Here is a 25277-nt window from a genome sequence, read left to right on the forward strand (position 1 = left end):
CGGCGGTCGGGTCAGTGCTCCGAGATGGGCTTGAGATACAGTGCGCCCCAGACGATCTCGGCCAGGGTGGCGGCCAGTTCGGCGTCATAGTCGCCGGGCTTGGTCGGGAGGTTCTGCTGGCAGGCCCGCTCGACCATCCACGTCAGCGCGCTGGCCGTGGTGAGCGCGGCCAGCTCCGGGCGGATCGAGCCGTCCGCCTGGCCGTCTTCGATGACGTGGGTGAGCTGCTCGGAGATGCCGGTCAGCAGTTCGCGATACGTGTCCGCCGTCAGCGGGTCGTAGGCGGCCATCTCGTTGAGCGCGACCAGCACCGCCTGGTGGCGCCGGTAGGTGGCGATGATGCGGCTCATCGCGGTCCGCACGTCCTCGGGGTCACGGCGCCCGGCCACGCTCCACCAACTCCGCGCGCCGTCGGTCAGATCGCCGAATACCTGGCCCGCAAGCCGGCGCAGCAGATGCCCCTTGTCCTCGAAGTAGATGTAGAAGCTGGCCCGGGAGATGCCGGCCTCACCGGAGAGCCGATCCACGCTGAGTTCGGTGAAGCTCGCGCCGTCGCGCATCAGCCGTTCGGTGGCGTCCAGCAGCCGGCGCTCCATCCGCTCGCGCCGCTGCTCGCGGCCCAGGCTGCGGTTGCCCTGCGGCTTGCGGGTGAGCGACGGCATGCGCCGAGCATAACCGAGTACTCGACATATTGACTAGACAGATTGTCTAGGCATATCGTCGCAGGGAGCCTGTGACCGGTGTCATACGAGACGGAGGATCACCACCATGGCCGTGCTGACGGGCAAGTCCGGGACCGACAAGTCCGGCCGTGCCTACGACGAGATCGATCTGTCCTCGCGCGCGTTCTGGTCCACCACCGCGGCCGATCGGGAGCGCTCCTTTGCCGTGCTGCGGGCCGAGCGGCCGGTGAGCTGGCATCCACCGGTCGAGGATTCGCTGATGCCCGATCCGGCCGACCCCGGCTTCTGGGCGGTCACCCGGCGCTCCGACATCGTCGCGGTGAGCCGCAACAACGACGTCTTCCTGTCCGGCCACGGGGTGATGTTCGAGAGCATCCCGGTGGAGCTGCTCGAGGCGTCGCAGTCGTTCCTGGCGATGGACCCGCCGCGACACACCAAGCTGCGCAAGCTCGCTCACGCCGCGCTGAGCCCCCGCCAGGTCCGCCGCATCGAAGACTCGATCAAGGCCAACGCCAAGACCATCGTCGAAGAGCTCCGATCCGCAGGCAGCGGCGCGGATTTCGTCGACCACTGCGCCAAGGAACTGCCCATCCGCACCCTGTCGGACATGATGGGGATTCCGGAATCCGAACGTGAGCGCATGGCGCACGCCACCGATGCCCTGGTCTCCTGGGCGGACCCGCAGTTCCTCGCCGGACGCCCGGCGCTGGAGGTCCTGTTGGAAAACCAAATGTATCTGCACCAAGTCGTCGGCACGCTGGCCACCGAACGTCGCGAACACCCGGGTGACGACCTGATCAGCAGCCTGGTCATCGCCGAAGTCGACGGCGACCGGCTGGAAGACGCGGAGGTGGCGGCGTTCTTCGTCCTGCTGTCGGTGGCGGGCAACGACACCACCCGTCAGACCATCAGTCATACCCTGCGGGCGCTCACCGATTTTCCCCGCGAGAAGGCATGGCTGCTCGAGGATTTCGACAACCGAATCGGCACGGCCATCGAGGAGTTCATCCGGTGGGCGACGCCGGTGATGACCTTCCGCCGCACCGCCGCAACGGATATCGAGCTGGGCGGTCAGGCCATCCGGGCGGGGGAGAAGGTGGTCATGTTCTACCCGTCCGGCAACTGGGACACCGAGGCGTTCGACCACCCGGAGCGCTTGAACCTTAGCCGCGACCCCAACCCCCACGTCGGCTTCGGCGGTGGCGGGCTGCACTTCTGCCTCGGTGCCCACGTCGCGCGCGCGCAGCTGCGCGCCATCTTCGGCGAGCTGTTCCGTCAACTGCCCGACATCGCGGCAGGCGAGCCGTCCTACCTGGCGGGCAACTTCGTGCACGCCATCCGCAGCATGCCGTGCACCTTCTAATGCGTTGCCAGGGGCGCTAACTCGTCGGCGAGCAGGGCCAGCAACTCAGAGCAGCCGCCATCGACCTTGACGCTGGCCAGATCGTCGCCGCGGGTACCGCCACGGTTGACGATGGCCACCGGGATGCCCAGCGCGGCGGCGTGACGCACAAACCGGTAGCCGGAGAACACGGTCAGCGACGAACCGGCGACCAGCAGCGCATCCGCCGCCTCGACCAACCTATACGCTTGGGCCACAACGTCTTTGGGGACGCTTTCGCCGAAGTAGACGATGTCGGGCTTGAGCATGCCGCCGCAGCGCTCGCAATCCAGATACCGGAACGACGCGGTGTCCGCGACGACGGCGTCGGCGTCGGGCGCCACCGCCAGCCCACCGATGGCCTCGGCGCGCTCGATGAATCCGGGGTTGAGCTCTTCCAGCCGGTCGGCCAGCGCGGCGCGGGCCATGGTGGAGCCGCAGCTCAGGCAGATCACCCGCGCGTAGGTGCCGTGCAGGTTGATGACGTTTCGGCTGCCCGCCTTGGAGTGCAGCAGATCGACGTTCTGGGTGATCACACCTGTGACCACCGACGCGTCCTCAAGCGCGGCCAGCGCCCGGTGGCCCGCGTTGGGCAGCGTGTCGGCCATGTGGCGCCAACCGACGTGGTTGCGCGCCCAATACCGCTGCCGAAACGCCGGATCGCTGGTGAACTGGCGGATGGTCATCGGGTTGCTCGGCGGCGAATCGGGCCCGCGGTAATCGGGGATGCCCGAATCGGTGGACAGGCCCGCGCCCGTCAGCACCGCGATCCGGCGCCCTGCCAACAGCGTGACCAGTTCCGGGGATTCTGCGCAGCCGACGGTCACCACACCCAGAGTACGAGGCTCAGCCCAGGCAGTCCGCGGCCGTCGTGAGCTCGGCGGACATGTTCTGCTCCATCATCTTCAGGGCGGCCTCACACAGTTCGTTGTCGATCCCGGCGACGGCGTCGGTGGGGATAACGACGGGGAAATGGCGCACGTAGGCGTCCAGCGCGGTGTAGAGAATGCACTGCTCGGTGACCTGGCCGGTCAGGATCACCCGCTTGGTCTCCAGCCGGTTGAGCAAGTAGTCCAGGGGTGACGCGTAGAAAGCGCTGTGCCGCACCTTGGTCATCACGCGGCACTCGTCGGCCGGCAGGATCGGCTTCACCAGATCGGGCCTGGCCCCGTCGCATGCGGACCGGACGATATCGGAGAACTGGGCGGTGAAATCGCCGTAGTTGTCGTTGATGTACACCAAGTCGACGTCGTCGGTTTCACGGGCCCGGCGGACCAAATCGGTCAAAGGCTCGATGATCTTCTCGACATTGGGTATTAAATTTTCAGCGTCGGGATGCTGATACGTGTTCAACATGTCGACTACCAGGACAGCAGTGTCGCTCATGTCGTCGGGGATACCCGGCCGCGGCGAGTTGACACGCCAGCGACGACAATGGAAGGGCGATGGACTTTTACAACGCTTACAGCCAGGGGTTCGTCCGCGTCGCCGCATGCACCCACCACACCGCCATCGGTGACCCGGCCGCCAACGCCGAGACGGTCCTGCGGATGGCGCAGGAGTGCCACGACGACGCCGTCGCGCTGGCCGTGTTCCCGGAGCTGACCCTGTCCGGCTATTCCATCGAAGACATCCTGCTGCAAGACCTGCTGCTCGACGACGTCGAGACGGCCATCGAGGAGATCGTCGCGGCGTCGGCCGAGCTGCTGCCGGTGTTGGTCGTCGGTGCCCCGCTGCGTCATCGGCACCGGATCTACAACGCCGCGGTGGTGATCCATCGCGGCGCGGTGCTGGGGGTGGCCCCGAAGTCGTACCTGCCCACCTATCGGGAGTTCTACGAGCGCCGCCAGATCGCACCCGGCGATGACGAGCGTGGCACCATCCGGCTGGCCGGCGTCGAGGCGCCGTTCGGTCCCGACCTGCTCTTCACGGCTTCCGACGTGCCCGGCTTCGTGCTGCACGTGGAGATTTGCGAGGACATGTTCGTGCCGATTCCGCCGAGCGCCGAGGCCGCGCTGGCGGGTGCGACGGTGCTGGCCAACCTGTCCGGCAGCCCGATCACGATCGGGCGCGCCGAGGACCGCTGCCTGCTGGCCCGGTCGGCCTCGTCGCGTTGCCTGGCCGCCTACGTGTATTCGGCTGCCGGAGAAGGCGAATCGACGACGGATCTGGCCTGGGACGGCCAAACCATGGTGTTCGAAAACGGCGTGATGCTGGCCTCCTCCGAGCGCTTTCCCAAGGGGGAGCGGCGCAGCATCGCCGACGTCGACGTCGAACTGCTTCGCTCGGAGCGGCTGCGGATGGGCACCTTCGATGACAACCGGCGCCACCACCGGACGACCACGGATGCCTATCGGCACATCGAATTTCGGTTGGACCCACCCGGCGGGGACATCGGCCTGCGCCGCGAAATCGAGCGCTTCCCCTTCGTCCCCGCCGATCCGCAACGGCTGGAACAGGATTGCTTCGAGGGCTACAACATCCAGGTCGCCGGCCTCGAACAGCGCCTGCGCGCGCTGGATTTCCCGAAGGTGGTCATCGGGATCTCCGGTGGACTGGACTCGACGCACGCCCTGATCGTGGCCGCCCGCGCGATGGATCGCGAACAACGGCCGCGCAGCGACATTTTGGCGTTCACGCTGCCCGGCTTCGCCACCGGGGACCGCACCAAACGCAACGCGTCCGAGCTGTGCCGCACGCTGGGTGTGACGTTCGCGGAGATCGACATTCGCCAGAGCGCGGAACTGATGCTCAAGGAGATGGATCACCCGTTCGCGCGCGGTGAAAAGGTGTACGACGTCACCTTCGAAAACGTCCAGGCCGGTTTGCGCACCGACTACCTGTTCCGGTTGGCCAACCAGCGTGGCGGCATCGTGCTGGGCACCGGCGACCTGTCCGAGTTGGGACTGGGCTGGTCGACCTACGGGGTGGGCGACCAGATGTCGCACTACAACGTCAACGCCGGCGTGCCCAAAACACTGGTCCAGCACTTGATCCGCTGGGTCATCTCGTCCGAGCAGTTCGAACCGGAGGTCAGCGAGGTGCTCCAGTCGGTGCTCGACACCGAGATCACCCCGGAGCTGGTGCCCAGCGGCGAGGAAGAAGAGCTGCAGAGCAGCGAAGCAAAAGTGGGACCATTTGCGCTGCAGGACTTTTCATTGTTCCATGTGCTTCGCTTCGGATTCCGGCCGTCCAGGATCGCCTTTTTGGCCTGGCACGCCTGGAGCGATCCCGACCACGGCATCTGGCCCCCCGGCTTCCCCGAGGACAAGCGGCCGTCCTACACGCTCAAGGAGATCCGGCACTGGCTGCAGGTCTTCGTGCAGCGGTTCTATTCGTTCAGCCAGTTCAAGCGCTCGGCGCTGCCGAACGGGCCCAAGGTGTCGCACGGGGGTTCGCTGTCGCCGCGGGGGGATTGGCGCGCGCCGTCCGACATGTCCGCGCGCATCTGGCTCGACGAGATCGAACGCGAAATCCCCAAGGACTAGCCTGCGCGCACGGGCCCGCCCGGATCACCGAGCGGGCCTGCGAGCATTCGCGCTCACGCCTTGGCGCGCCGCCACCCCTGGTACTGCACTTCGGCGAACACCAGCGTGTAAGCGCCGGCCGCCAGGTTCAACACGACGCCGGCCGACGTCAACGGAAAGACGTCCGCGAGCACCAGAACGATCGCGGCCACCGTGTATGCCACGTTGGCGATGATGACGCCCATGCCGGCGCGCCGCACCGATGGCAGGCTGGCCAGCCCGAACACCACCACGCCGTACGCGATCAAGAACGCGGCCATGGCGTACTCGAACGCCTTCGTGGTGCCCGAGAGGTCGGCGAGCCAGCCGGCAAACGGCAGACCGGCCAGCCCGACCAGCCCGCTGATGGCGGCGTCGGCGCGCATGGCGAGCCGAAGCAAGCCGTCCCGGGTACCGGTGCGGTCAAGCGTGATAGCGGACATGATGTTCCTTCCTCTGGCGGACTGCGATCGCTACCGACGCTGCTCCCAGCCCACTGCCAGATCGACGCCGGGCGCTGCCAAACACTGCCAACCGCAGGTCAGCGGGGCGATCGGTGGCTAGCGCTCGTAGGTTCCGGTCAGCGTGCCCCGCGCCAGCACGTGACCGCGCATCGCGGCCAGCAGCCCCTTGGCGTTGGTCACGGCGTCCGGAATGGTGACATCGAGCGCGAATACCTGAAAGCGGTAGTGGTGTGGCCCATGGCCGGGGATCGGCCGTGGCCCGGCATAGCCGCGGTGACCCAGGTCGGCCCGCGGGAAGCGGATTCCCGGGCATCCCGGCTGCAGCGCACCCGCGGCCACGCCGCCGACGCTCGGGTCGATCACCGCGACGGTGTGCAACAGGGGCCGGGGCAGCGGGACGTCGACGTCGTCCATGACGAGCACGACCTGGCGGGTGCGGCCCGGCAGCGCGTCCCAGCGCAACGGCGGGGAGGCGTTGTCGCCGACGCCCTTGCCGGCGCTGGACGCCGGCATGGCGCCCCCGTCGGTGAACGCGGTGCTGGTTACGGCGATGGTCGTGGGTGCCTCGAACGCGCCGCCGGCGAGCGGGCTTCGGCGGGCACCCGCGCGCACCCCGCGCAACGCCCGGCCCAGACGCTCGATCACGCGCCGCTGCCCGCGCCGCGCATCGCCACCGCGGGTGAGCGCAGCAGGTCGCCCATTTCGGCGGGCAGGTAGCCCTGCCGGGCGAGCCGGGGCAGCACACCGCCGCTCTCGATGATGTCGAGGATCAGGTCGGGCAGGCGCGCGACGGTGCCCGCGGCCCCGGTGGTGTCGTTGTGCCAGCTGCCGTCGCCGAGGTCGAAGGTTCCGGTGTCGCCGTCGCTGAACGCCGAGGTGGCCTCGGGGACGGTGATCGCCGGCAGCCCGGAGTTCACGGCGTTGCGGAAGAACAGCGAGTTGAATTCCTCGGCGACCAGGCCGGCGACGCCGAGTTCGACGAACAGCGCCGCCACGGGGCGTGACGAGCCGAGCCCGAAGTTCTTGCCGGCCAACACGATATCGCCGGGGGAGACGTCGTCGGTCCAGCCGGGCCGCACCTCGTAGAAGATGTGCTTGGCGGCCTCGGCCGGATCCATCTTCATGGCGAACGCCGGATACATGGCGTCGGTGTTCAGGTTGTCGCCGAACACCCATACCTTGCCGCTGAAGCGCAGTGTCATGCGGTCACACTCCTCGGGTCGCTGATGTAGCCGGTGACCGCGGATGCGGCGACGGTGGCCGGGGAGGCCATAAAGATTTCGGCCTCGTTGCTGCCCATGCGCCCGGTGAAGTTACGGGTGCTGGCCGTGATGCAGACCTCGCCCGGCCCCACCACACCCATGTGGTAGCCGAAGCAGGCGCCGCAGGTGGAGTTGGTGACGACGGCGCCGGCGTCGGCGAGGTCCTGAAGGTAGCCGCGACGCATGGCCTCGCGGTACACGGCCTGGGACGCGGGCGTGATCAGCAGCCGCACGCCCGGCGCAACGGTCTTGCCGCGCAACACCTGCGCGGCGATCTGCAGGTCCTCGAGTTGTCCGTTGGCGCAGGAACCGATGAAGGCCTGATCGATTTTCTGTCTGCCCAATCGTGATACCGGCGATCCGTTGCGGCTGACGGTGCCCGGCCGCGCCACGTACGGTTCCAGCGCCGCCAGGTCCACTCGCCGCACGTCCTGATAGGCGGCATCGGAATCCGGTGAGACGGCCTCGAATCCGGTGACGCCGCGTTCGGCGAGGAACGACGCCAACACATCGTCGGGCTCGAATGTGCTGAAATCGGCCGACACCTCGGCGCCCTGCGTCGCGATGGTCCGCCGGTCGTGCATCGGGATGCCGGCCAGGCCGGGCCCGCCGAATTCGAGGTTCTGATTGGGCGCATCGCCGTACTCGTTGGCGATGTGCAGGAAGATGTCCTTGCCGCTCACCACGTCCGGCTTGGCGCCGTCGAATTCGTAGCGGATCGTCGGCGCGACCTGGAACCACGTGGAGCCGGTGCACATGATCGAATAGATCTCGGCGGGACCCAGGCCACGGGCGGCGGTGTTGTACGCGCCGGCCGCACAGGTATGAGAGTCGGTGCAGGCCAACAGTTCTCCCGGGCGCGCCAAGCCGTTCTCGGCGATCACCTGATGGCAGATGCCGTGGCGGCCGACGTCGTAGAAGCGCTCGATGCCGAAGTCGGCGACGAATCTGCGGGCGTGCTGACCGCCCTCGGCGTCCTTGATGGTCGGGGCGGGCACGGCGTGATCCATGATCACCGCGAGCTTGTCGGGATCGTGAATTCGGTTGGGCTGTATCCACATGGTGCCGAACTGCAGGTCGATCAGGACGGTCATGTCCACGTCGACCACGACGGTGTCACCCGGGGCCACCGAGTCCAACCCGGCCTTGCGGGCGAAGATCTTTTCGATGACGGTCATGCCCATGAGCGGTCCCCGATCTGTGCGTACTTGTCGTCGAGCGCCCGCCATTGCGCCATGCCCACCAGGTTGAAGAAGTCTTCCGGGGAGCTCGGCAGCTGGGTGGCGAGGTCGGTGCCGTTGAGTTCGCACAGGCTCTGCAGCATGGCGAACGTCGTCTGCATCAACAGATTGCTCGGATGGATGGCGATCGCGTAACCCAACTCCTGCAGGCGCGACGCCGACTGCAACGGTGTGAGGCCGCCGAGCACCAGGTTGATCAGCAGGGGGGCGTCCACTTCGGCTGCGATGCGCTCGATTTCGCCGACGTCCTGCGGCGCCTCGACGAAAATGATGTCGGCCCCGGCTTGTGCGTACCGGTTGGCGCGCTCGATCGCGGCGTCCAGCCCGAGTGGGCCGCGCGCGTCGGTGCGGGCCACCACCAGCAGGTTGTCGTCGGATCTGGCATCCAGTGCGGCCGCCAGCGTCCGTTCGAACACCGTCGCGTCGACGACCTGCTTGTCCGGCAGGTGCCCGCAGCGTTTGGGAAATACCTGGTCCTCCAACTGGATGGCGGCCACCCCGGCCGCGTCGTAGGAACGGACGGTGCGCACCACGTTCATGGGTCCGCCATAGCCGGTATCGGCGTCGGCGATCAGGGGCACGTCGCCCAGGGCGTCGGTGACCATCGCGACCCGATCGGCCATTTCCGTCGCGGTGACCAGGCCGATGTCGGGCAGTCCGAATCCCGACGCGGCCACACCGGCGCCGGTCAGATATGCCGCGACGTGTCCGGTCCGTCTGGTCAGGTGTGCCGATATTCCGTCGAAAACGCCCGGCGCGACGATCAATTCGCGCTTGTTCAACAATTCTTTGAGCCGAGAGCGGGCCGGTGTTGTCGCCATCCGAGTCCTTTCAGTCCAGTGCGCCCGCGACGGGGCCGGCGAGCACATCGATGAGGTCGTTGATGTCGGTCAGGTCGTCGAGCCCGGTCACCGCGCGCTCGATCGCCGCGGCGCGGCCGCGACTGGTGACCCGGTCGGCCAGGGCGTGGAACTTGGCCACCAGTTCGTCGTTGGTGACCGGATCGTCGGGCGCGCCGTGCGGCAGGGCGACGCGCGCGCGGCGCACGGTTCCATCCCGGGTGGTCACCGCGAGGTCGGTGCGGAACTTCTCGGTGATGCCGGCGTCGGCCAGCGATTCGTCGAGGTGCACCGTGGTGGCCGCGATCAGTGACCAGATGTCGTCGGCATCAAGGCGCGCGGGGGTGAACTGTTCGGGCAGCACGTTGCCGTCGAGCAGCGCGGCCGCGGTGGCGTATCCGATGTTCATCTGGGCCCCGATCGGGGGGAGCGGGCGCTGCGGCTGCCACCACCCATGCTTGTACACGGTCTCCCCGACGGTGATGTCGACCGACGAGATATCTTCCGGTGCAATCGAATTCCGCAATTCCCGGGCGGCGTCGATGGCGCCGTGCAGCCCACCCATCGCCGCATAGGATTTGACCATGATGACGGTGGTCTCCCAGCGCTGGCCGAGCTCGCCGGTCAGCGCCGCGGCATCCGGGTTGTGGCCCTCACCGAAAACGCTGAGGAAGCCGCCGTATTCGCGCTCGAACACCCGCTTGATTCCGGTGTAACCGCCGGCCGCCAGACCCGCAGCGTAGAAGCCGTTGCGGGCGGCCAGGCCGTGGTGCATGCGTTTGCTCATCGCTTCGTATTGAGCGGCCATCAAACCCGCCGACTGGGTTGCGGCCAAACCCAGGGCGTCCTCCAGCTGCGCCGGTGGCAGGCCGCGCAATTTGCCGGACGCCATTGCCGCCGAATGGGTGCCGAAGACGGGTCCCGAATGCCATCCGCGGTCCAGCATTTGGGTGCCGTGCAGGGTGTAGCCGACGCGCGGACCCACCTCGAACCCGACGATGGCCGCCAGTGCCAGGTCGGCCCCGGTCGTCGGCACCGGGCGTGTCGACGCCGTCGACAGCAGCGCCGGGATGAGCAGCGAGCAGCTGTGCAGCGGGGCCAGCGGATGGAAATCGTCGAGTTCGAAACCCTGGATGAACGTGCCGTTGAGCACCGCGGCCGCGGGCGCGCTGGTCCGCTGTCCGGTGCCGATCACGACGCTGTCGCCGGATCCCTCCAGACCCAGCACGGCGTCGGTGGCGACGCGCGACCACGGTAATTGGGCGCCCACCAGGGCGCAGCCGACGCCGTCGAGCAGGAGGTGTTTGGCGCGCTCGACGACGGTGGGCGGGACGTCGTCGAGCGTGAGATCGGCGACCCAGGTGGCCAGGCGCCCGGTCGGTCCGGCCGGATCGGTGGCGGCCCGCTGCTGCACCGCGGTCATCGCGACCCCCTCGGGCTAGTAGACGTGTGAGTTGTTATATGTCTATAACAACTAATGCGGTCGCGCAAGGGAGGCGGTGTGGAAGCATTGGGCACCGTGCAGCAGCGCAGCGACAAGGCCGGCCCGGTGTCCGCGGCCGCCGGTGTGCCGTTGCACCGGCAGCTGTTCCTGGTGCTGCACGACGAGATCGACCGCGGGGTCATCGCCCCCGGCGAGGCGTTGCCTACCGAGCAGACGCTGTGCGATCAGTTCGGGGTCTCCCGCATCACCGTGCGCCGCGCGCTGGCCGACCTTGCCGAACAGGGCTACATCGAGCGCAGGCAGGGTGTGGGTTCTTTTGTGCGCCAACATGATCCGGCCGACGTGCCCGCGAGTCGCTCATACCTGCAAGAACTGCGTCAGACCCAATTCGAAACCGAGGTCGAGGTCGTCGAACTGGGCACCCGGCCGCCCCCACGGGTGGTCGCCGAAACCCTGCGGCGCGGCGGCGATCTGCTGCACATCGTGCGGGTGCGGCGGCAACGCAGGACCGGTGAGCCGTTGCTGGTGACCGACGCTTGGCTGCCCCCGGAGCTGGCCCCGGTGCTGACCGAGGCGGCGTTGCGGCGCGCGCCGCTCTACGAGCTGTTGTCCGACAATGCAGTCACGGTGAACCGGGTGCGGCACGAGATCACGGCCGAAATCGCGGGTCCGCGCAACGCGCACCTGCTCGACATGCCGATCGGCGCCGCCGTGTTGCGGGTCAACCGCCTCGTGTACGCGGCCGACGCACCGCATCACTACCTGTCGGGCCTACTGTCGCCGAGCCGAAGTCGTGTGCTGCTCAGCCAGTCCGCCGACGAGCTCGAAACCGGCGACGGCCTGCGAATCGCCCACGATGTCGGCGGGCGCAGCGGCTAGGACGCGCCCCGCAGCGCCTTGTCGATCGCCTGGGCGTCCGGCGCGCAATCACCGGCGCCGGCGACAAGGGTCGCCAGCGCACCCGCTGCGCAGGCTCGCTGCAACGCCAGTCGCCGCTGATCCGCCGAGCCGGGGTTGGGTGGCCAATTCGCGGCCAGGACGCCGGCGAACACGTCACCGGCTCCGGCGGTGTCCACCGCGGCCACCGTCGGGGCCGGTACCGTGTATTCGCCGTCCGCGCCAACGTAACGGGCGCCGTGCGCGCCCAGCGTCACGACCAAATGTTCTGGGCGCCAGGGCCATTCGTCGGCCTCCTCTTCGTTGGTGATCACCACGTCCGCCGCGGCCGCCAAGTCACCCAACGAGCCGGGATCCTGGCCGGCCGGCGAAGCGTTCACGACGACGACCGCTCCGGCCGAGCGCGCGTGGTGCGCGGCCGCGACGGCCGTGGGCACCGGAATCTCGAGCTGGGTCAACATCACATCGCAGTCGCCGACGACCGAGCGGGCACGCTCGTCGCTGAGCGTGAAGCGACCGTTGGCGCCCGGCGCCACCACGATCGTGTTCTCGGCGTTGGCGTCGACCACCACGATGGCCGTGCCGCTGGGTCCGGGGATTTCGACGGCCCCGTCGAGCCCGACGCCGTTGGCCTCGAGGTGCGAGCGCAGTCGGCCCGCGGCCGCGTCATCGCCGAGCGCTCCGACGAACTGCACCGTCGCGCCCGCGCGCGCCGCCGCCACCGCCTGATTGCCCCCCTTGCCGCCGGGGGTGTGCGTCAACGACGACGCCAAAACCGTTTCGCCAGGCCGTGGAAGGGCGTCCACGCCCAACGACAGATCGAGATTCACGCTGCCCACTACACAAACGCGTGTCATGCCGCCGACGTTAGTCGGGCCGGGATGCCAAAGCACACCGGGGCGACCGGCGCTTTCGACGCCGAATCGCGTCCTGGCAAACGCCGAATATCTCGATGTCCGCGCGATATTCTGCTGCGTTAGGGGTGCAGGATCGAACGAGAAAAGGGCAGGCGATTGACCACGAGCGAGCTGACGGACGCCGAACCCCATACCGATACCGGTCCGGCCCAACCGGCCGCAAAGCGCGTGCGGCAGCGCGCCCTGGCCCGCTTCCGGTTCGGTATCCAGTCCAAGATCTTGATCACGATGCTGCTGTCGAGCATTTTGGGTGTGGCGGTGATCGGCCTCATCGGCGCCGTGTCCGGCCGTAACGCGTTGCGCCAAGTCGAATCGGAACGGTTGATCGAGTTGCGCGAGTCGCAGAAGCGGGCCGTACAGGCGCTGTTCCGGGAGGTCTCGAATTCGCTGATCGTCTACAGCGGCGGCTTCAGCGTCAACGAGGCGATGACGACGCTGACCACCGGATTCGGTCAGCTGGGCAACGCCACGATCACGCCCGTGCAACAACAGTCGCTGGTCAACTATTACGACGACGACATGATCAAACCGATCAAGCAGATCACCGGGGACACCATTGACATCAGGGCGGTCCTGCCAAGTTCCAACGCGCAGAAATACATTCAGGCTTACTACACCGCCGCCCCCCGGCCGGGCCCCGACGGCCTGCCCGTCCAGGACGCCGGTGACGGCAGCGCATGGTCGGCGGCCAACGCCCGCTTCGACTTCTACATGCGCGGCATCGTGACCCGATTCGACTATCAGGACGCGCTGCTGCTCGACATGCAGGGAAATGTCGTCTACAGCGTGATGAAGGGGCCCGATCTGGGCACCAACATCCTCACGGGCCCCTATCGCGAATCCAAGCTGCGGGAGGCATACCAAAAGGCCTTGGCGTCCAACGACCTCGACTTCGTCTGGATCACCGACTTTCAGCAGTACCAGCCGCACCTGGACACCCCCACGGCGTGGGTGGTGTCACCGGTCGGCATGAACGGCAAATTCGAAGGCGTGATGGCGCTGCCGGTTCCGGTCGCGAAGATCAACAAGATCATGACCGCCGACAAACGCTGGGACGCCGCCGGAATGGGGCCGGCGACCGAGACCTATCTGGCGGGCCCCGACGACCTGATGCGTTCCGATTCGCGGGATTTCATTGAGGACCCGAAGGGCTATCGGCGCCAGGCGATCGACGCCGGCACGCCACCCGATGTGGTGGACCGAGCGCTCCGGCTGGGCAGCACCACCCTGGTGCAGCCGGTCGACACGGCCGGGCTGCGCGCGGCCCAGCGCGGCGAGACGGGGGTGGTCAGCGCCACCGACTACACCGGCAACAGGGAGCTGGAAGCCTATGCGCCGCTGAGTATCCCCAATTCCGACCTGCACTGGTCGATCCTGGCGACGCGCGACAACTCCGATGCGTTCGCCCGCCTCGGCAGGTTCAGCAAGACGCTAGTGGTGGCGGTCGCCGCGATGATCTTCGCCATCTGTGTGGCCTCGATGTTCGTCGCGCAGGCCGCGGTGCGACCGGTCCGGCGTCTCGAGGAAGGCACCCGCAAGATCAGCTCGGGTGACTACGAGATCAATATCCCCGTCCGGCGCCGCGACGAAATCGGGGATCTCACAGCGGCTTTCAACGAAATGAGCCGCAACCTGGCCATCAAGGAAGAGCTGCTCAACGAGCAACGCCGGGAAAACGACCGCCTGTTGCTGGCGCTGATGCCCGAGTCGGTGCTGCGGCGCTATCGCGAGGGCGAGGAGACCATCGCCCAGAAACATCAGGACGTGGCCGTCATCTACGCCGACATCGTCGGCCTCGACGAGATTTCCAGCGACGTGCCGGAAGACGAATTGGTCGCGACCGTCAACGATCTCTTCCGGCAATTCGATTCGGCGGCCGAAGCCCTTGGTGTCGAACGGATTCGGACGTTCCACAACGGATATCTGGCCAGTTGCGGGGTGGTCACGCCCCGGCTGGACAGCATCCACCGCGCCGTCGACTTCGCCCTGGAAATCGGTCGCATCATCGATCGGTTCAACAGCCAGGCGGCACACCAGCTGGGGCTGCGTGTCGGCGTCAACACGGGCAACGTGGTCAGCGGGCTGGTCGGCCGGTCCAGCCTGGTCTATGACATGTGGGGCGGCGCGGTCAGCCTGGCCTATCAAATGCACAGCGGCGCACCGCAACCGGGCATCTATGTCAGCTCGCAGGTGTACGAGGCGATGCGAGATGTCCGGCAGTTCACCCCCGCCGGCACGATCTCCGTCGGCGGTACCGACCAGGCCATCTACCGGTTGCAGGAGCGCTGATGAACCTGTTCAACTCGTCGTGGTTCTATTGGGCGATCGGCATCGCGGTCGGGTTGCCACTCGGGTTGATCGCGCTCACCGAGCTGCACGACGCGCTGCTGCGCAGGAACAGTCCGCTCGCCAGGCAGGTGAGCCTGCTGCGCAACTACCTGCTGCCGCTCGGTGCGCTGTTGTTGCTGCTGGTCCAGGCCTCCCAGGTCCCCGCCGGCGACGTTCCGGTGCGCGTCCTCACCACGGTTTTCGGTCTGCTGGTGCTCGTCCTCGTGCTGTCCGGCCTCAACGCCACGATGTTCGAAGGCGCGCCCGAAAAGAGTTGGCGCAAAAGGCTACCCGGCATCTTCCTGGACTGCGCGCGGTTGGTGGTGATCGGCGTCGGCCTGGCGGTGATGTCGTCCTACATCTGGGGTGTGCGGATCGGCGGCATCTTCACCGCGCTGGGCGTCACGTCGGTCGTCATCGGTCTGATGTTGCAGAACTCCGTCGGCCAGATCGTGTCGGGCTTGTTCATGCTGTTCGAGCAGCCCTTCCGCATCGACGAGTGGCTGGACACCGGCACCGCGCGCGGACGGGTGGTCGAGGTCAACTGGCGCGCCGTGCACATCGATACCGGCAGCGGGATTCGGGTCATGCCGAACGCGATGCTCGCCGGCAATGCGTTCACCAATCTGAGCCGCCCGCCCGGCACCCACAAGCTGGCGGTGACGACCACGTTCTCCACCGTCGACCCGCCGGACCGGGTGTGTGCGCTGCTGTCGCGCATCGCTGAGGGGCTGCCTCAGCTCAAGGCCGGCAGCGTGCCGCGGACGGTCCCGGTGGGAGCGGGCGAGTACCGCACGACCATCGGGTTGAATTCACCGGCGGACGCCGGCGCCGCCAAGGCGATCTTCTTGCGCTGGGCCTGGTATGCCGCGCGACGGGAGGACCTGCACCTCGACGGCGCCGACGACGACTTCTCCACCATCGAACGGGTCGAGCATGCGTTGCACACGGTGGTGGCGCCGGCGCTGCGGATCGGCGCCGAGGAGCAGCGATCGCTGCGGTCCGCCGCGAGGATCGTCCGGTACGGCGCCGACGAGGTGGTGGAGTACGCCGGCCAGGTGCCCACGACCATGACGTTCCTGGTCGCCGGGCGGGTGCAGCTGACCGCGACCGCCGACGACGGGTCGACGGTGCCGATCAGCACGCTGGTCGAGGGGTCGTTCCTGGGGCTGACGGCGCTGACCCGGCAGCCGAATCTGGCCAGTGCGTACGCGCTGGAAGAGGTGACGGCGCTGGAAATCGACCGGGAACACATCGAACACCTGGTGACGCGGGCGCCCCTGCTGCTGCAGAACTTTGGCAACATCATCGAGGAGCGGCGCAGCAAGGTGCGCAGCGCCCGGCGCGGTGAGCGGGTCGGGTAGTGGCGATCGCGAGCGCGGCGGTGCCGGGCGATGCGGGTCGCCACCGTCGGTGGTAGTGGCGATCGCGAGCGCGGCGGTGCCGGGCGATGCGGGTCGCCACCGTCGGGGTAACGGGCCGCCTCACCCTGGCTTTTTTCGCCGGATACCCTGGTTCAATGAGTCTGCAAGCACCATCGCTTCCTGACTTGCGCCAGGAGGTGCACAACGCCGCACGCCGCGCCAGGGCCGCATCCCGTGTCCTGGCGTTGTTGCCGACGGTTGCCAAGGACCAGGCGCTGAGCTCCGCGGCCGACGCGATCACCGCCCACACCGAGTTGATTTTGTCGGCCAACGCCGAAGACCTCGAGGCCGCCCGGGCCGCCGGGACGCCCGCGGCGATGCTGGACCGGTTGGCATTGGACTCCAAGCGCGTTGAGGGCATCGCCGCCGGCCTGCGCCAGGTCGCCGGGCTGCCGGACCCGGTCGGGGAGGTGTTGCGCGGCTACACGTTGCCCAACGGGCTGCAGCTGCGTCAGCAGCGGGTACCGCTCGGGGTCGTCGGCATGATCTACGAGGGCCGGCCCAACGTGACCGTCGATGCCTTCGGTCTGGCGCTGAAGTCCGGCAACGCCGTGTTGTTGCGCGGGAGTTCGTCGGCGGCCCGGTCCAACCAGGCGCTGGTCCAGGTGCTGCGCGCCTCGCTGGTCAGCGAGGACCTGCCCGCCGATGCGGTGCAACTACTTTCGGCCGATGATCGCTCGACTGTGACGCATTTGATCCAGGCGCGCGGCCTGGTCGACGTAGTGATTCCGCGCGGCGGCGCGAGCCTGATCAACGCGGTGGTTCGCGACGCGCAGGTGCCCACCATCGAGACCGGCGTCGGCAACTGCCACGTGTACGTGCACGACGGCGCCGACCTGGACGTGGCAGAGCGAATCCTGCTGAATTCCAAGACCCGTCGGCCCAGCGTCTGCAACGCCGCCGAGACGCTGCTGGTCGACGTCGCGATCGCCGAAGAGGCGCTGCCCCGGCTGGTGAACGCCCTGCAAGACGCCGGCGTGACGGTGCACGGCGGATTCTCCAAGGATGCGCACGAGGACGACCTGCGCCGGGAGTACCTGTCGATGGACATCGCGGTGGCGGTGGTCGACGGCATCGACGCCGCGATCGCGCACATCAACGAGTACGGCACCGGACACACCGAGGCCATCGTGACCACCAATATGGCTGCGGCGCAAAAGTTTACCGACGGTGTTGACGCTGCCGCGGTGATGGTGAACGCGTCCACCGCCTTCACCGACGGCGAGCAGTTCGGTTTCGGTGCCGAAATCGGCATCTCCACCCAGAAACTGCATGCCCGCGGTCCGATGGGGCTGCCCGAATTGACCTCGACCAAATGGATCGCGTGGGGAGACGGACAGACCCGTCCGGTCTGATGCCCCGCGTGCAGCAAGTGCTTTAGGAGAACCGATTGTGAGTGTGCCCGCCCGGTCCAAGCCGTTGTTCGACGACATCGACGACGTCTCGCGGCGGTTGGCCGAGACCGGCTACCTGCCCGACACCGCCACCGCGACGGCAGTGTTCTTGGCCGACCGGCTCGGCAAGCCGTTGCTGGTGGAAGGGCCGGCCGGCGTGGGCAAGACCGAGTTGGCCCGCGCCATCGCGCAGGCCACCGGCTCGGGCCTGGTGCGCCTGCAGTGCTACGAGGGCGTCGACGAGGCCCGCGCGCTCTACGAGTGGAACCACGCCAAGCAGATCCTGCGTATCCAGGCCGGGTCGGGGGACTGGGACCAGACTAAAGACGACGTGTTCAGCGAGGAGTTTCTGCTGCAGCGTCCGCTCCTGACCGCCATCCGGCGCACCGAGCCCACAGTGCTGCTCATCGACGAGACCGACAAGGCCGACATCGAGATCGAGGGCCTGCTGCTGGAGGTGCTGTCGGACTTCGCGGTGACCGTCCCCGAGCTGGGCACCATCACCGCCGAGCGGACGCCGCTGGTGGTGCTCACCTCCAACGCCACCCGCGAACTCTCCGAGGCGCTCAAGCGTCGATGCCTGTTCTTGCACATCGACTTTCCCAGTCCCGACCTGGAACGCCGCATCCTGCTGTCGCGGGTCCCCGAGCTGCCCGCGCACCTGGCCGAGGAGCTGGTGCGCATCATCGGCGTGCTGCGCGGGATGCAGCTCAAGAAGGTCCCGTCGATCGCCGAGACCATCGACTGGGGCCGCACGCTGCTCGCGCTGGGCCTGGACACCATCGACGACGTCGTCGTGGCGGCCACGCTGGGCGTGGTGCTCAAACATCAATCCGACCAGCAGCGCGCGACCGGCGAACTGCGGCTGAATTAGGAAGTCTGCGATGGCCACCCGCCGTGTCCGACCCACCCGGCCGCTCGCCCCGCACGGGCTGCCGGGCCACCTGGTGGGATTTGTGGAAGCCCTTCGCGGAGCGGGGATTTCGGTCGGCCCCTCGGAGACGGTGGACGCCGGTCGGGTGATGGCGACGCTCGGCCTGGGCGACCGCATGGTGCTGCGCGAGGGCCTCGCGTGCGCCGTGCTGCGCCGCCCGGATCACCGCGAGACCTATGACGCGATGTTCGATCTGTGGTTCCCGGCGGCGCTGGGCGCACGCGCGGTGGTCACCGAGGAGGAGGCCGACGACTCGCGCGACGACGGCGCGTTGCCGCCCGACGATGTCGAGGCGATGCGCCAGATGCTGGCCGATCTGCTGACCGAGAACCCCGACCTCGCCGACATGGACGAGCGCCTGGTCGCGATGATCGCCCGGATCGTCGAGGCCTACGGCAAATACAGCTCCAGCCGCGGCCCGTCTTTCTCGTCGTATCAGGCGCTCAAGGCGATGGCGCTCGACGAACTCGAGGGCAAGCTGCTGGCCGGACTGCTCGCCTCGTACGGCGACGAACCCACACCCAGCCAGGAAGAAATCGCCAAAGCTCTTGCCGCGCAGCGCATCAGCCAGCTGCGTAAGCTCGTCGACGCCGAGACCAAACGGCGCACCGCGGAGCAGCTGGGCCGCGATCACGTCCAGATGTACGGCATCCCACAGCTTTCCGAGAACGTGGAATTTTTGCGCGCCTCCGGTGAGCAGCTGCGCCAGATGCGCCGGGTGGTGGCGCCGCTGGCCCGCACGTTGGCAACCCGGCTGGCGGCGCGCCGGCGGCGCAGCCGGGCGGGGACGATTGATCTGCGCAAGACGCTGCGCAAGTCGATGTCCACCGGCGGGGTGCCGATCGACGTCGTGCTGGCCAAGCCACGTCCGGCGCGCCCGGAACTGGTGGTGCTCTGCGACGTGTCCGGTTCGGTCGCCGGCTTCAGCCATTTCACCCTGTTGCTGGTTCACGCTCTGCGCCAACAGTTCTCACGTGTACGGGTGTTCGCCTTCATCGACACCACCGACGAGGTGACCCACATGTTCGGCCCGGAAGCCGATCTGGCGGTGGCGATTCAGCGGATCACCCGCGAATCCGGCGTCTACAGCCGCGACGGCCACTCCGACTACGGCAACGCCTTCGCGTCGTTCGTGCAGGCGTTCCCGAATGTGCTCTCACCGCGCACCTCGCTGCTGGTGCTCGGCGACGGCCGCACCAATTACCGCAATCCGGAGATCGAGCTGCTGAGTCACATGGTGACCGCCAGCCGGCACGCGCACTGGCTGAATCCCGAGCCCAGGCACCTGTGGGGCAGCGGTGACTCGGCGGTGCCGCGCTATCAAGAGGTCATCCCGATGCACGAATGCCGGTCCGCCAAGCAGTTGGCCGCGGTGATCGACCAGCTGCTGCCCGTATAGCCTCGGCACCGAAGCGCTCGCCGCATGGCCATATGCTCCACTGCGGCGGAGGGCGCTCATCTTCCCGGGCGCCGGTCGCGGTGCGTTGCCGGGCGCCCGCGGCGCGGATCACGACCGCCCGCACGATCTCAAGCACCCTAGTCATCAGGCCGAGCCACGAAACCGACGTCAAAATCGACCCCGACTTCGCAAGTGTGCCCGCCCAATCGTCATTGCAAGTCGTCAAGTGCAACGGCGACGATTAGGGCGAGTCGTACGTGCAGCACCCGTGACGAACAAAGGAGTTTCGCCAGTGCGGCTATGGCAACTGCCCGCGACCGAACTCGCCAGCTTGGTCCGATCGCGCGAAGTCTCGGCGCGCGAGGTCGTTGAGGCGGCCTTGGATCGGCTCGATGACGTCAACGGTGCGATCAATGCGGTGGTTAATCATCACCGCGACGAGGCATTGGCCGCCGCAGCCATGATCGACGAACGGCTGCGCCGCGGCGATGAGGTTGGACCGCTGGCCGGTGTGCCGGTAACGGTGAAGATCAACGTCGACCAGGCCGGCTACGCCACCACCGACGGCGTGACGCTACAGCGTGACCTCACCGCCAAAACCAACAGCCCCGTCGTCGACAATCTTCTGAAGAGCGGTGCGGTGCTCATCGGCCGGACGAATGCGCCCGCATTCTGCCTCCGTTGGTTCACCTCGAATCAATTGCACGGGGAAACCCGCAACCCACGGAACGCGGACCTAACCCCTGGTGGCTCGTCGGGCGGGGCCGCCGCGGCAGTCACGGCGGGCATCGGCGCGATTGCCCACGGAACCGACATCGCAGGTTCGATCCGCTATCCGGCGTACGCGTGTGGGATACACGGGTTGCGCCCGACACTTGGCCGCGTCCCCGCGTTCAACGCCTCTCTCCCCGAACCGACCATCGGCGCCCAGCTCGGGCGAGTTTCAGGCCCGTTAGCGCGCAGCGTCGCCGACCTCCGGCTGGCATTCGCGGCGATGGCGGCTCGAGACGCCCGCGACCCGTGGTGGGTGCCCGCGCCCCTGTCAGGTCCGCCCCCTGTGGCCAGGCGAGCGGCTTTCTGCGTGGCGCCGGACGGGCTTGGCACCAGACCTGAAGTGGCGCAAGCGGTCCGCGACGCGGCCGAGCGGCTCAACGCCGCGGCGTGGGACGTGGACGAGCTGGCCACCACCCCGCCACTCGCCGAAGCAGCCGATGCGCAAACCAAACTCGCGTTCCTTGACGGGTACGACGACAAGCTTGCGGCCGCCCAACGGGAGGGCGACCCGGGCGCGTTGAATGTGCTGGCGCGTCTGCGCGAGCAAGCCGTCGCTTTCGACCTGACCGCGTTCTCCAAGTCGCTGAGTCGCCGAGCCACACTTCTGCGTGACTGGCTGACGCTGTTCGAGAATTACTCTGTCCTGGTGATACCGGTCAGCGCCGAGCTGCCCTTCGCGAACCATCTCGATATGCAAGGCGACGCCGCCTTCGCGCGGGTATGGGCCGCACAGCTCACCCAGCTCGGTTTGCCCTACCTCGGGCTGCCGGCACTGACCGTGTCGACCGGTCTGCTCGGCAGCACGCCGGTCGGCGTGCAGATCGTTGCGGGCCGCTACCGCGAGGACCTGTGTCTGGCCGCCGGAGAAGCGATCGAAGCTGTGGGTACACCAGTCTCACCGATCGACCCGATGCCGGGATAGGGTCGCAGCGCCGCCGCCCGACCAGGGAAATCGGGCCGTAACACCGGCTCAAGTAAGCTGGCAAATCGTGCAAAAGCAGCTTCGCAGGTTAGGGGTGATGGGTGGGACGTTCGACCCCATCCATTACGGCCACCTGGTTGCCGCCAGTGAGGTCGCCGACCTGTTCGACCTCGACCAAGTGGTGTTCGTGCCCAGCGGCCAGCCCTGGCAGAAGGACCGGCACGTCTCGGCCGCCGAGGACCGGTACCTGATGACGGTGATCGCCACGGCGTCCAATCCCCGTTTCACGGTCAGCCGGGTCGACATCGACCGCGCCGGCCCCACCTACACCAAGGACACTTTGCGCGACCTGCACGCTCTCAACCCGGACTCCGAGCTGTACTTCATCACCGGGGCCGACGCGCTGGCCTCCATTCTGTCGTGGCAGGGCTGGGAGACGGCGTTCGAGCTGGCCCGCTTCATCGGGGTCAGCCGGCCCGGTTACGAGCTGCGCCGCGAACACGTCACCGGCGTGCTCGGTGAGCTGCCCGACGACGCGCTGACCCTCGTCGAGATCCCGGCGCTGGCCATCTCCTCGACCGATTGCCGCCGCCGCGCGGCGCAGCGCCGCCCGCTGTGGTACCTGATGCCCGACGGCGTCGTGCAGTACGTCTCCAAGCGCCGGCTCTACCGCGACGACGTCGTGCCGCCGGTGCCGGCCAGCGAAACACGCCTGAGCGCAGGGGATCACCCATGAGCGCCACCCAGGAGGCCATCGACATGGCCACGGTGGCCGCCGGTGCCGCCGCGTCGAAGCTTGCCGACGATGTCATCGTCATCGACGTCTCCGCGCAGTTGGCCATCACGGACTGCTTCGTGATCGCCTCGGCCTCCAACGAGCGACAGGTCAACGCCATCGTCGACGAGGTCGAGGAGAAGATGCGCAAGGCCGGTTACAAGCCGGCGCGTCGCGAGGGAACCAGGGAAGGCCGCTGGACGCTGCTGGACTACCGCGACATCGTCGTCCACATTCAGCACCAGGAGGACCGCGACTTCTATGCCCTCGACCGGCTGTGGAGTGACTGCCCGGTGGTGCCGGTAGACCTCGATGAGGGCCGCGCCAACTCCGATGAGTCGGGTGCGTCATGAGGGTCCGTCGTCTGATCATGTTGCGGCACGGGCAAACCGAGTTCAACGCCGGCAGCCGGATGCAGGGTCAGCTGGATTCCGAACTCAGCGAACTCGGCCGGGCCCAGGCCGTCGCGGCCGCCGAGGTGCTGGGCAAACTGCAGCCGTTGCTCATCGTGTCGTCGGATCTGCATCGCGCCTACGACACGGCGGTCAGGTTGGGGGAGCTGACCGGCCTGCCGATCCGGGTCGACCAGCGATTGCGGGAAACCCATCTCGGCGACTGGCAGGGAATGACGCACACCGAGGTCGACGAACAGGCCCCCGGCGCCCGGCTGGCCTGGCGCGAAGACGCCACCTGGGCACCGCACGGCGGTGAGAGCAGGGTCGACGTCGCCGCTCGCAGCGTGCCGTTGGTTGCCGAACTGGTGACCGGCGAGCCGGAGTGGGGCGAGCCCGACGGGCCCGATCGCCCGGTGGTGCTGGTGGCCCACGGCGGGCTGATCGCCGCTTTGTCGGCCGCGCTGTTGAAGCTTCCCGTCGCCAATTGGCCGATCCTGGGTGGCATGGGCAATGCCAGCTGGGTGCAGCTGTCCGGCCACAACGACGATCCGGCCGACGAATTCGACAGCATCCGTTGGCGTCTGGATGTGTGGAACGCTTCGGCGCAGGTGTCCAACGATGTCCTCTGAGCGGCCGCCGAAGCCCACCCTGCTGATATTCGCCGACTCCCTGGCCTATTACGGCCCGACGGGAGGGCTGCCCGCCGACGATCCCCGGATCTGGCCGAATATCGTTGCTGCGCAGCTGGGTTGGGACGTCGAGCTGATCGGCCGCATCGGGTGGACGTGCCGCGACATCTGGTGGGCGGCGACCCAGGACCCGCGGGCGTGGGCGGCGCTACCGAGGGCGGGCGCGGTCATCTTCGCGACCGGCGGCATGGATTCGCTGCCGTCGGTGTTGCCCACCGCGCTGCGCGAGCTGATCCGCTATGTGCGGCCGCCGTGGCTGCGGCGCTGGGTCCGCGACGGCTATGGCTGGCTGCAGCCCAGGCTCTCGCCGGTGGCCAGATCGGCGCTGCCACCACACCTGAGTGCGGACTACCTCGAACAGACCCGTGGCGCAATCGATTTCAACCGGCCCGGTATTCCGATCGTGGCGTCGCTGCCGTCGGTGCACATCGCCGACACCTACGGCCGGGCCCACCACGGCCGCGCGGGCACGGCGGCCGCCATCACCGAATGGGCGCAAAACCACAACGTGCCCCTGGTCGATCTGAAAGCCGCTGTCGCCGAACAGGTGATGAGCGGTCGGGGAAACCCGGACGGGATTCACTGGAACTTCGAAGCCCACCAGGCGGTCGCGGAGTTGATGCTCAAGGCGCTCGCCGAGGCCGGCGTGGCAACGATGCAGCGGGGGCACCTCCCGCTTGCGGGGGACGCGCAGCGCGATGAGGAGGCGCCGCGCAATCAGGCCGGCGTGCCCAACGAGAAGCCCCGCGGGTAGCGCTGGTGACCGTCATGGTGGTGACCGACTCGTCGGCACGGCTGCCGGCCGACCTGCTCGAAAAGTGGGGAATCCGGGTCGTGCCGCTGCACATCTTGCTCGACGGCGCGGATCTGCGTGACGGTGTGGACGACGTTCCCGATGACATCTACAAACTGGCGGCCACCACCGCGGCGGCCACCCCGGCCGAACTCGCCGACGCCTATCAGCAGGCGCTGGCCGACAGCGGCGCCGACGGCGTTGTGGCCGTACACATTTCGTCGGCGCTGTCGGGAACGTGCCGGGCCGCCGAACGCACCGCGGCCGACCTGGACCCGAACGTGCGGGTCGTCGACTCGAAGTCGGCCGCGATGGGCACCGGCTTCGTCGCGCTGGCCGCGGCGCGGGCGGCGGCCGACGGCGCAAGCCTCGACGCCGTCGCGGACGCCGCGCACGCGGCCGTGGACCGCGGGCATGCCTTCATCGTGGTGCACCGCCTGGACAACCTGCGCCGCAGCGGACGCATCGGCGGGGCGAAGGCGTGGCTGGGCACCGCGCTGGCGCTCAAGCCGCTGTTGCGTATCGATGACGGCAAACTCGTTCTGGCCCAACGGGTCCGCACCGTCAGCCATGCCACCGAGGCAATGATCGACCGGGTCTGCCAGGTCGTCGGCAACGATGCCGCCGCCCTGGCGGTGCATCACGTCGACAACCCGGATGGCGCCCGGGAGGTGGCCTCAGCGCTGGGCGAGCGGCTGCCGGCGTGCGAACCGGCGATCATCACCGAGCTGGGACCGGTGCTCGCGCTGCATGTCGGTGCGGGCGCGGTCGCGGTCACCGTGGCGCTGCCGCCGGAGTAGTTACGAGCGCCACTAA

General features: G+C 68.0%; 24 protein-coding genes. 14 read left to right on the plus strand and 10 right to left on the minus strand.

Annotated elements, in window-relative coordinates; genetic code table 11:
• Positions 1-11: 11 nt before the first annotated feature.
• Positions 12-662 carry a TetR/AcrR family transcriptional regulator gene (locus tag A5624_RS13940; protein WP_066867067.1) on the minus strand — a complete coding sequence of 217 codons (651 nt, stop codon included), beginning with the start codon at positions 660-662 and terminating at the stop codon, positions 12-14.
• A 106-nt stretch (positions 663-768) separates the two neighbouring features.
• Between A5624_RS13940 and A5624_RS13945 the strand changes: the two genes are divergently transcribed.
• Positions 769-2046: a cytochrome P450 gene (locus A5624_RS13945; protein WP_066867068.1), complete on the plus strand. Its 1278-nt coding sequence runs from the start codon at positions 769-771 to the stop codon at positions 2044-2046.
• On the opposite strand, the gene A5624_RS13950 is transcribed toward A5624_RS13945, so the two are convergent.
• Positions 2043-2891: an NAD-dependent protein deacetylase gene (locus tag A5624_RS13950; protein ID WP_066867135.1), complete on the minus strand. Its 849-nt coding sequence runs from the start codon at positions 2889-2891 to the stop codon at positions 2043-2045. The two genes, A5624_RS13945 and A5624_RS13950, sit on opposite strands and share 4 nt — an antisense overlap.
• Positions 2892-2910: 19 nt before the next feature.
• Positions 2911-3450, minus strand: coding sequence for a cysteine hydrolase family protein (locus A5624_RS13955; RefSeq protein ID WP_066867070.1), 540 nt, complete (start codon positions 3448-3450; stop codon positions 2911-2913).
• A 59-nt stretch (positions 3451-3509) separates the two neighbouring features.
• Here A5624_RS13955 and A5624_RS13960 point away from each other — a divergent pair, with 59 nt between their 5' ends.
• Complete coding sequence (locus tag A5624_RS13960) at positions 3510-5552, plus strand: NAD(+) synthase (protein WP_066867072.1); 2043 nt, start codon at positions 3510-3512, stop codon at positions 5550-5552.
• 53 nt (positions 5553-5605) lie between these two features.
• Here A5624_RS13960 and A5624_RS13965 read toward each other — a convergent pair whose 3' ends face one another.
• The 6 genes from A5624_RS13965 to A5624_RS13990 all read right to left on the minus strand — a co-directional run bounded on the left by A5624_RS13965 (position 5606) and on the right by A5624_RS13990 (position 10799).
• Complete coding sequence (locus A5624_RS13965; RefSeq protein ID WP_066867075.1) at positions 5606-6013, minus strand: hypothetical protein; 408 nt, start codon at positions 6011-6013, stop codon at positions 5606-5608.
• A gap of 117 nt (positions 6014-6130) precedes the next feature.
• Complete coding sequence (locus tag A5624_RS13970) at positions 6131-6679, minus strand: YbhB/YbcL family Raf kinase inhibitor-like protein (RefSeq protein ID WP_066867077.1); 549 nt, start codon at positions 6677-6679, stop codon at positions 6131-6133.
• Positions 6676-7236 (minus strand): 3-isopropylmalate dehydratase, encoded by a 561-nt coding sequence (locus A5624_RS13975; RefSeq protein WP_066867080.1) that lies wholly within the window; start codon positions 7234-7236, stop codon positions 6676-6678. Before A5624_RS13975 ends, A5624_RS13970 begins: the two co-directional genes overlap by 4 nt.
• Entirely contained in the window at positions 7233-8480 is a 1248-nt protein-coding gene (locus A5624_RS13980; RefSeq protein WP_066867082.1) for an aconitase/3-isopropylmalate dehydratase large subunit family protein, read from the minus strand. The genes A5624_RS13975 and A5624_RS13980 overlap by 4 nt, the downstream gene beginning before the upstream one ends.
• Positions 8471-9358 carry an oxaloacetate decarboxylase gene (locus tag A5624_RS13985; RefSeq protein ID WP_066867084.1) on the minus strand — a complete coding sequence of 296 codons (888 nt, stop codon included), beginning with the start codon at positions 9356-9358 and terminating at the stop codon, positions 8471-8473. Before A5624_RS13985 ends, A5624_RS13980 begins: the two co-directional genes overlap by 10 nt.
• 10 nt (positions 9359-9368) lie before the next feature.
• Positions 9369-10799, minus strand: coding sequence for an MmgE/PrpD family protein (locus A5624_RS13990; RefSeq protein ID WP_066867086.1), 1431 nt, complete (start codon positions 10797-10799; stop codon positions 9369-9371).
• Positions 10800-10886: 87 nt separating this feature from the next.
• Here A5624_RS13990 and A5624_RS13995 point away from each other — a divergent pair, with 87 nt between their 5' ends.
• Positions 10887-11699, plus strand: a complete 813-nt coding sequence (locus tag A5624_RS13995; RefSeq protein WP_066867137.1) for a GntR family transcriptional regulator — start codon at positions 10887-10889, stop codon at positions 11697-11699.
• On the opposite strand, the gene A5624_RS14000 is transcribed toward A5624_RS13995, so the two are convergent.
• Complete coding sequence (locus A5624_RS14000; protein ID WP_066867088.1) at positions 11696-12574, minus strand: ribokinase; 879 nt, start codon at positions 12572-12574, stop codon at positions 11696-11698. The two genes, A5624_RS13995 and A5624_RS14000, sit on opposite strands and share 4 nt — an antisense overlap.
• 156 nt (positions 12575-12730) lie before the next feature.
• Between A5624_RS14000 and A5624_RS14005 the strand changes: the two genes are divergently transcribed.
• From A5624_RS14005 to A5624_RS14055, 11 genes are all read left to right on the plus strand, one after another.
• Positions 12731-14923 (plus strand): adenylate/guanylate cyclase domain-containing protein, encoded by a 2193-nt coding sequence (locus A5624_RS14005; RefSeq protein ID WP_066867090.1) that lies wholly within the window; start codon positions 12731-12733, stop codon positions 14921-14923.
• Entirely contained in the window at positions 14923-16326 is a 1404-nt protein-coding gene (locus A5624_RS14010; protein ID WP_066867092.1) for a mechanosensitive ion channel family protein, read from the plus strand. The genes A5624_RS14005 and A5624_RS14010 overlap by 1 nt, the downstream gene beginning before the upstream one ends.
• A gap of 155 nt (positions 16327-16481) precedes the next feature.
• Positions 16482-17741 (plus strand): glutamate-5-semialdehyde dehydrogenase, encoded by a 1260-nt coding sequence (locus A5624_RS14015; RefSeq protein ID WP_066867095.1) that lies wholly within the window; start codon positions 16482-16484, stop codon positions 17739-17741.
• 37 nt (positions 17742-17778) lie between these two features.
• Entirely contained in the window at positions 17779-18654 is an 876-nt protein-coding gene (locus A5624_RS14020) for a MoxR family ATPase (protein WP_066867097.1), read from the plus strand.
• A gap of 10 nt (positions 18655-18664) precedes the next feature.
• Positions 18665-20113 (plus strand): VWA domain-containing protein, encoded by a 1449-nt coding sequence (locus tag A5624_RS14025; RefSeq protein WP_066867099.1) that lies wholly within the window; start codon positions 18665-18667, stop codon positions 20111-20113.
• Between the two features lie 268 nt (positions 20114-20381).
• Complete coding sequence (locus tag A5624_RS14030) at positions 20382-21809, plus strand: amidase family protein (RefSeq protein WP_197518963.1); 1428 nt, start codon at positions 20382-20384, stop codon at positions 21807-21809.
• Positions 21810-21876: 67 nt separating this feature from the next.
• The gene (gene nadD / locus A5624_RS14035; RefSeq protein WP_082972548.1) at positions 21877-22545 is read left to right on the plus strand and encodes a nicotinate-nucleotide adenylyltransferase; all 669 of its coding nucleotides are present in this window, start codon (positions 21877-21879) and stop codon (positions 22543-22545) included.
• A complete protein-coding gene (rsfS, locus tag A5624_RS14040) occupies positions 22542-22937 on the plus strand; it encodes a ribosome silencing factor (protein WP_066867105.1) in 396 nt (131 codons plus the stop codon). The genes nadD and rsfS overlap by 4 nt, the downstream gene beginning before the upstream one ends.
• A complete protein-coding gene (gene gpgP, locus A5624_RS14045) occupies positions 22934-23608 on the plus strand; it encodes a glucosyl-3-phosphoglycerate phosphatase (RefSeq protein ID WP_066867107.1) in 675 nt (224 codons plus the stop codon). Before rsfS ends, gpgP begins: the two co-directional genes overlap by 4 nt.
• A complete protein-coding gene (gene octT, locus A5624_RS14050; RefSeq protein WP_066867109.1) occupies positions 23598-24422 on the plus strand; it encodes a diglucosylglycerate octanoyltransferase in 825 nt (274 codons plus the stop codon). The genes gpgP and octT overlap by 11 nt, the downstream gene beginning before the upstream one ends.
• Before the next feature lie 5 nt (positions 24423-24427).
• Positions 24428-25261, plus strand: a complete 834-nt coding sequence (locus A5624_RS14055; protein WP_066867111.1) for a DegV family protein — start codon at positions 24428-24430, stop codon at positions 25259-25261.
• Positions 25262-25277 lie beyond the last annotated feature (16 nt).

This window comes from Mycobacterium sp. 1482292.6 (assembly GCF_001672995.1).
Taxonomy (GTDB): Bacteria; Actinomycetota; Actinomycetes; order Mycobacteriales; family Mycobacteriaceae; genus Mycobacterium; species Mycobacterium europaeum_A.

Bases quoted from the DNA above. Each gene is read 5' to 3' on its own strand.
- A5624_RS13940 (WP_066867067.1), bottom strand. From the start codon at position 662: ATGCCGTCGCTCACCCGCAAGCCGCAGGGCAACCGCAGCCTGGGCCGC.
- A5624_RS13945 (WP_066867068.1), top strand. From the start codon at position 769: ATGGCCGTGCTGACGGGCAAGTCCGGGACCGACAAGTCCGGCCGTGCC.
- A5624_RS13955 (WP_066867070.1), bottom strand. From the start codon at position 3,450: ATGAGCGACACTGCTGTCCTGGTAGTCGACATGTTGAACACGTATCAG.
- A5624_RS13960 (WP_066867072.1), top strand. From the start codon at position 3,510: ATGGACTTTTACAACGCTTACAGCCAGGGGTTCGTCCGCGTCGCCGCA.
- A5624_RS13965 (WP_066867075.1), bottom strand. From the start codon at position 6,013: ATGTCCGCTATCACGCTTGACCGCACCGGTACCCGGGACGGCTTGCTT.
- A5624_RS13975 (WP_066867080.1), bottom strand. From the start codon at position 7,236: ATGACACTGCGCTTCAGCGGCAAGGTATGGGTGTTCGGCGACAACCTG.
- A5624_RS13980 (WP_066867082.1), bottom strand. From the start codon at position 8,480: ATGGGCATGACCGTCATCGAAAAGATCTTCGCCCGCAAGGCCGGGTTG.
- A5624_RS13985 (WP_066867084.1), bottom strand. From the start codon at position 9,358: ATGGCGACAACACCGGCCCGCTCTCGGCTCAAAGAATTGTTGAACAAG.
- A5624_RS13990 (WP_066867086.1), bottom strand. From the start codon at position 10,799: ATGACCGCGGTGCAGCAGCGGGCCGCCACCGATCCGGCCGGACCGACC.
- A5624_RS14000 (WP_066867088.1), bottom strand. From the start codon at position 12,574: ATGACACGCGTTTGTGTAGTGGGCAGCGTGAATCTCGATCTGTCGTTG.
- A5624_RS14010 (WP_066867092.1), top strand. From the start codon at position 14,923: ATGAACCTGTTCAACTCGTCGTGGTTCTATTGGGCGATCGGCATCGCG.
- A5624_RS14015 (WP_066867095.1), top strand. From the start codon at position 16,482: ATGAGTCTGCAAGCACCATCGCTTCCTGACTTGCGCCAGGAGGTGCAC.
- A5624_RS14025 (WP_066867099.1), top strand. From the start codon at position 18,665: ATGGCCACCCGCCGTGTCCGACCCACCCGGCCGCTCGCCCCGCACGGG.
- rsfS (WP_066867105.1), top strand. From the start codon at position 22,542: ATGAGCGCCACCCAGGAGGCCATCGACATGGCCACGGTGGCCGCCGGT.
- gpgP (WP_066867107.1), top strand. From the start codon at position 22,934: ATGAGGGTCCGTCGTCTGATCATGTTGCGGCACGGGCAAACCGAGTTC.
- octT (WP_066867109.1), top strand. From the start codon at position 23,598: ATGTCCTCTGAGCGGCCGCCGAAGCCCACCCTGCTGATATTCGCCGAC.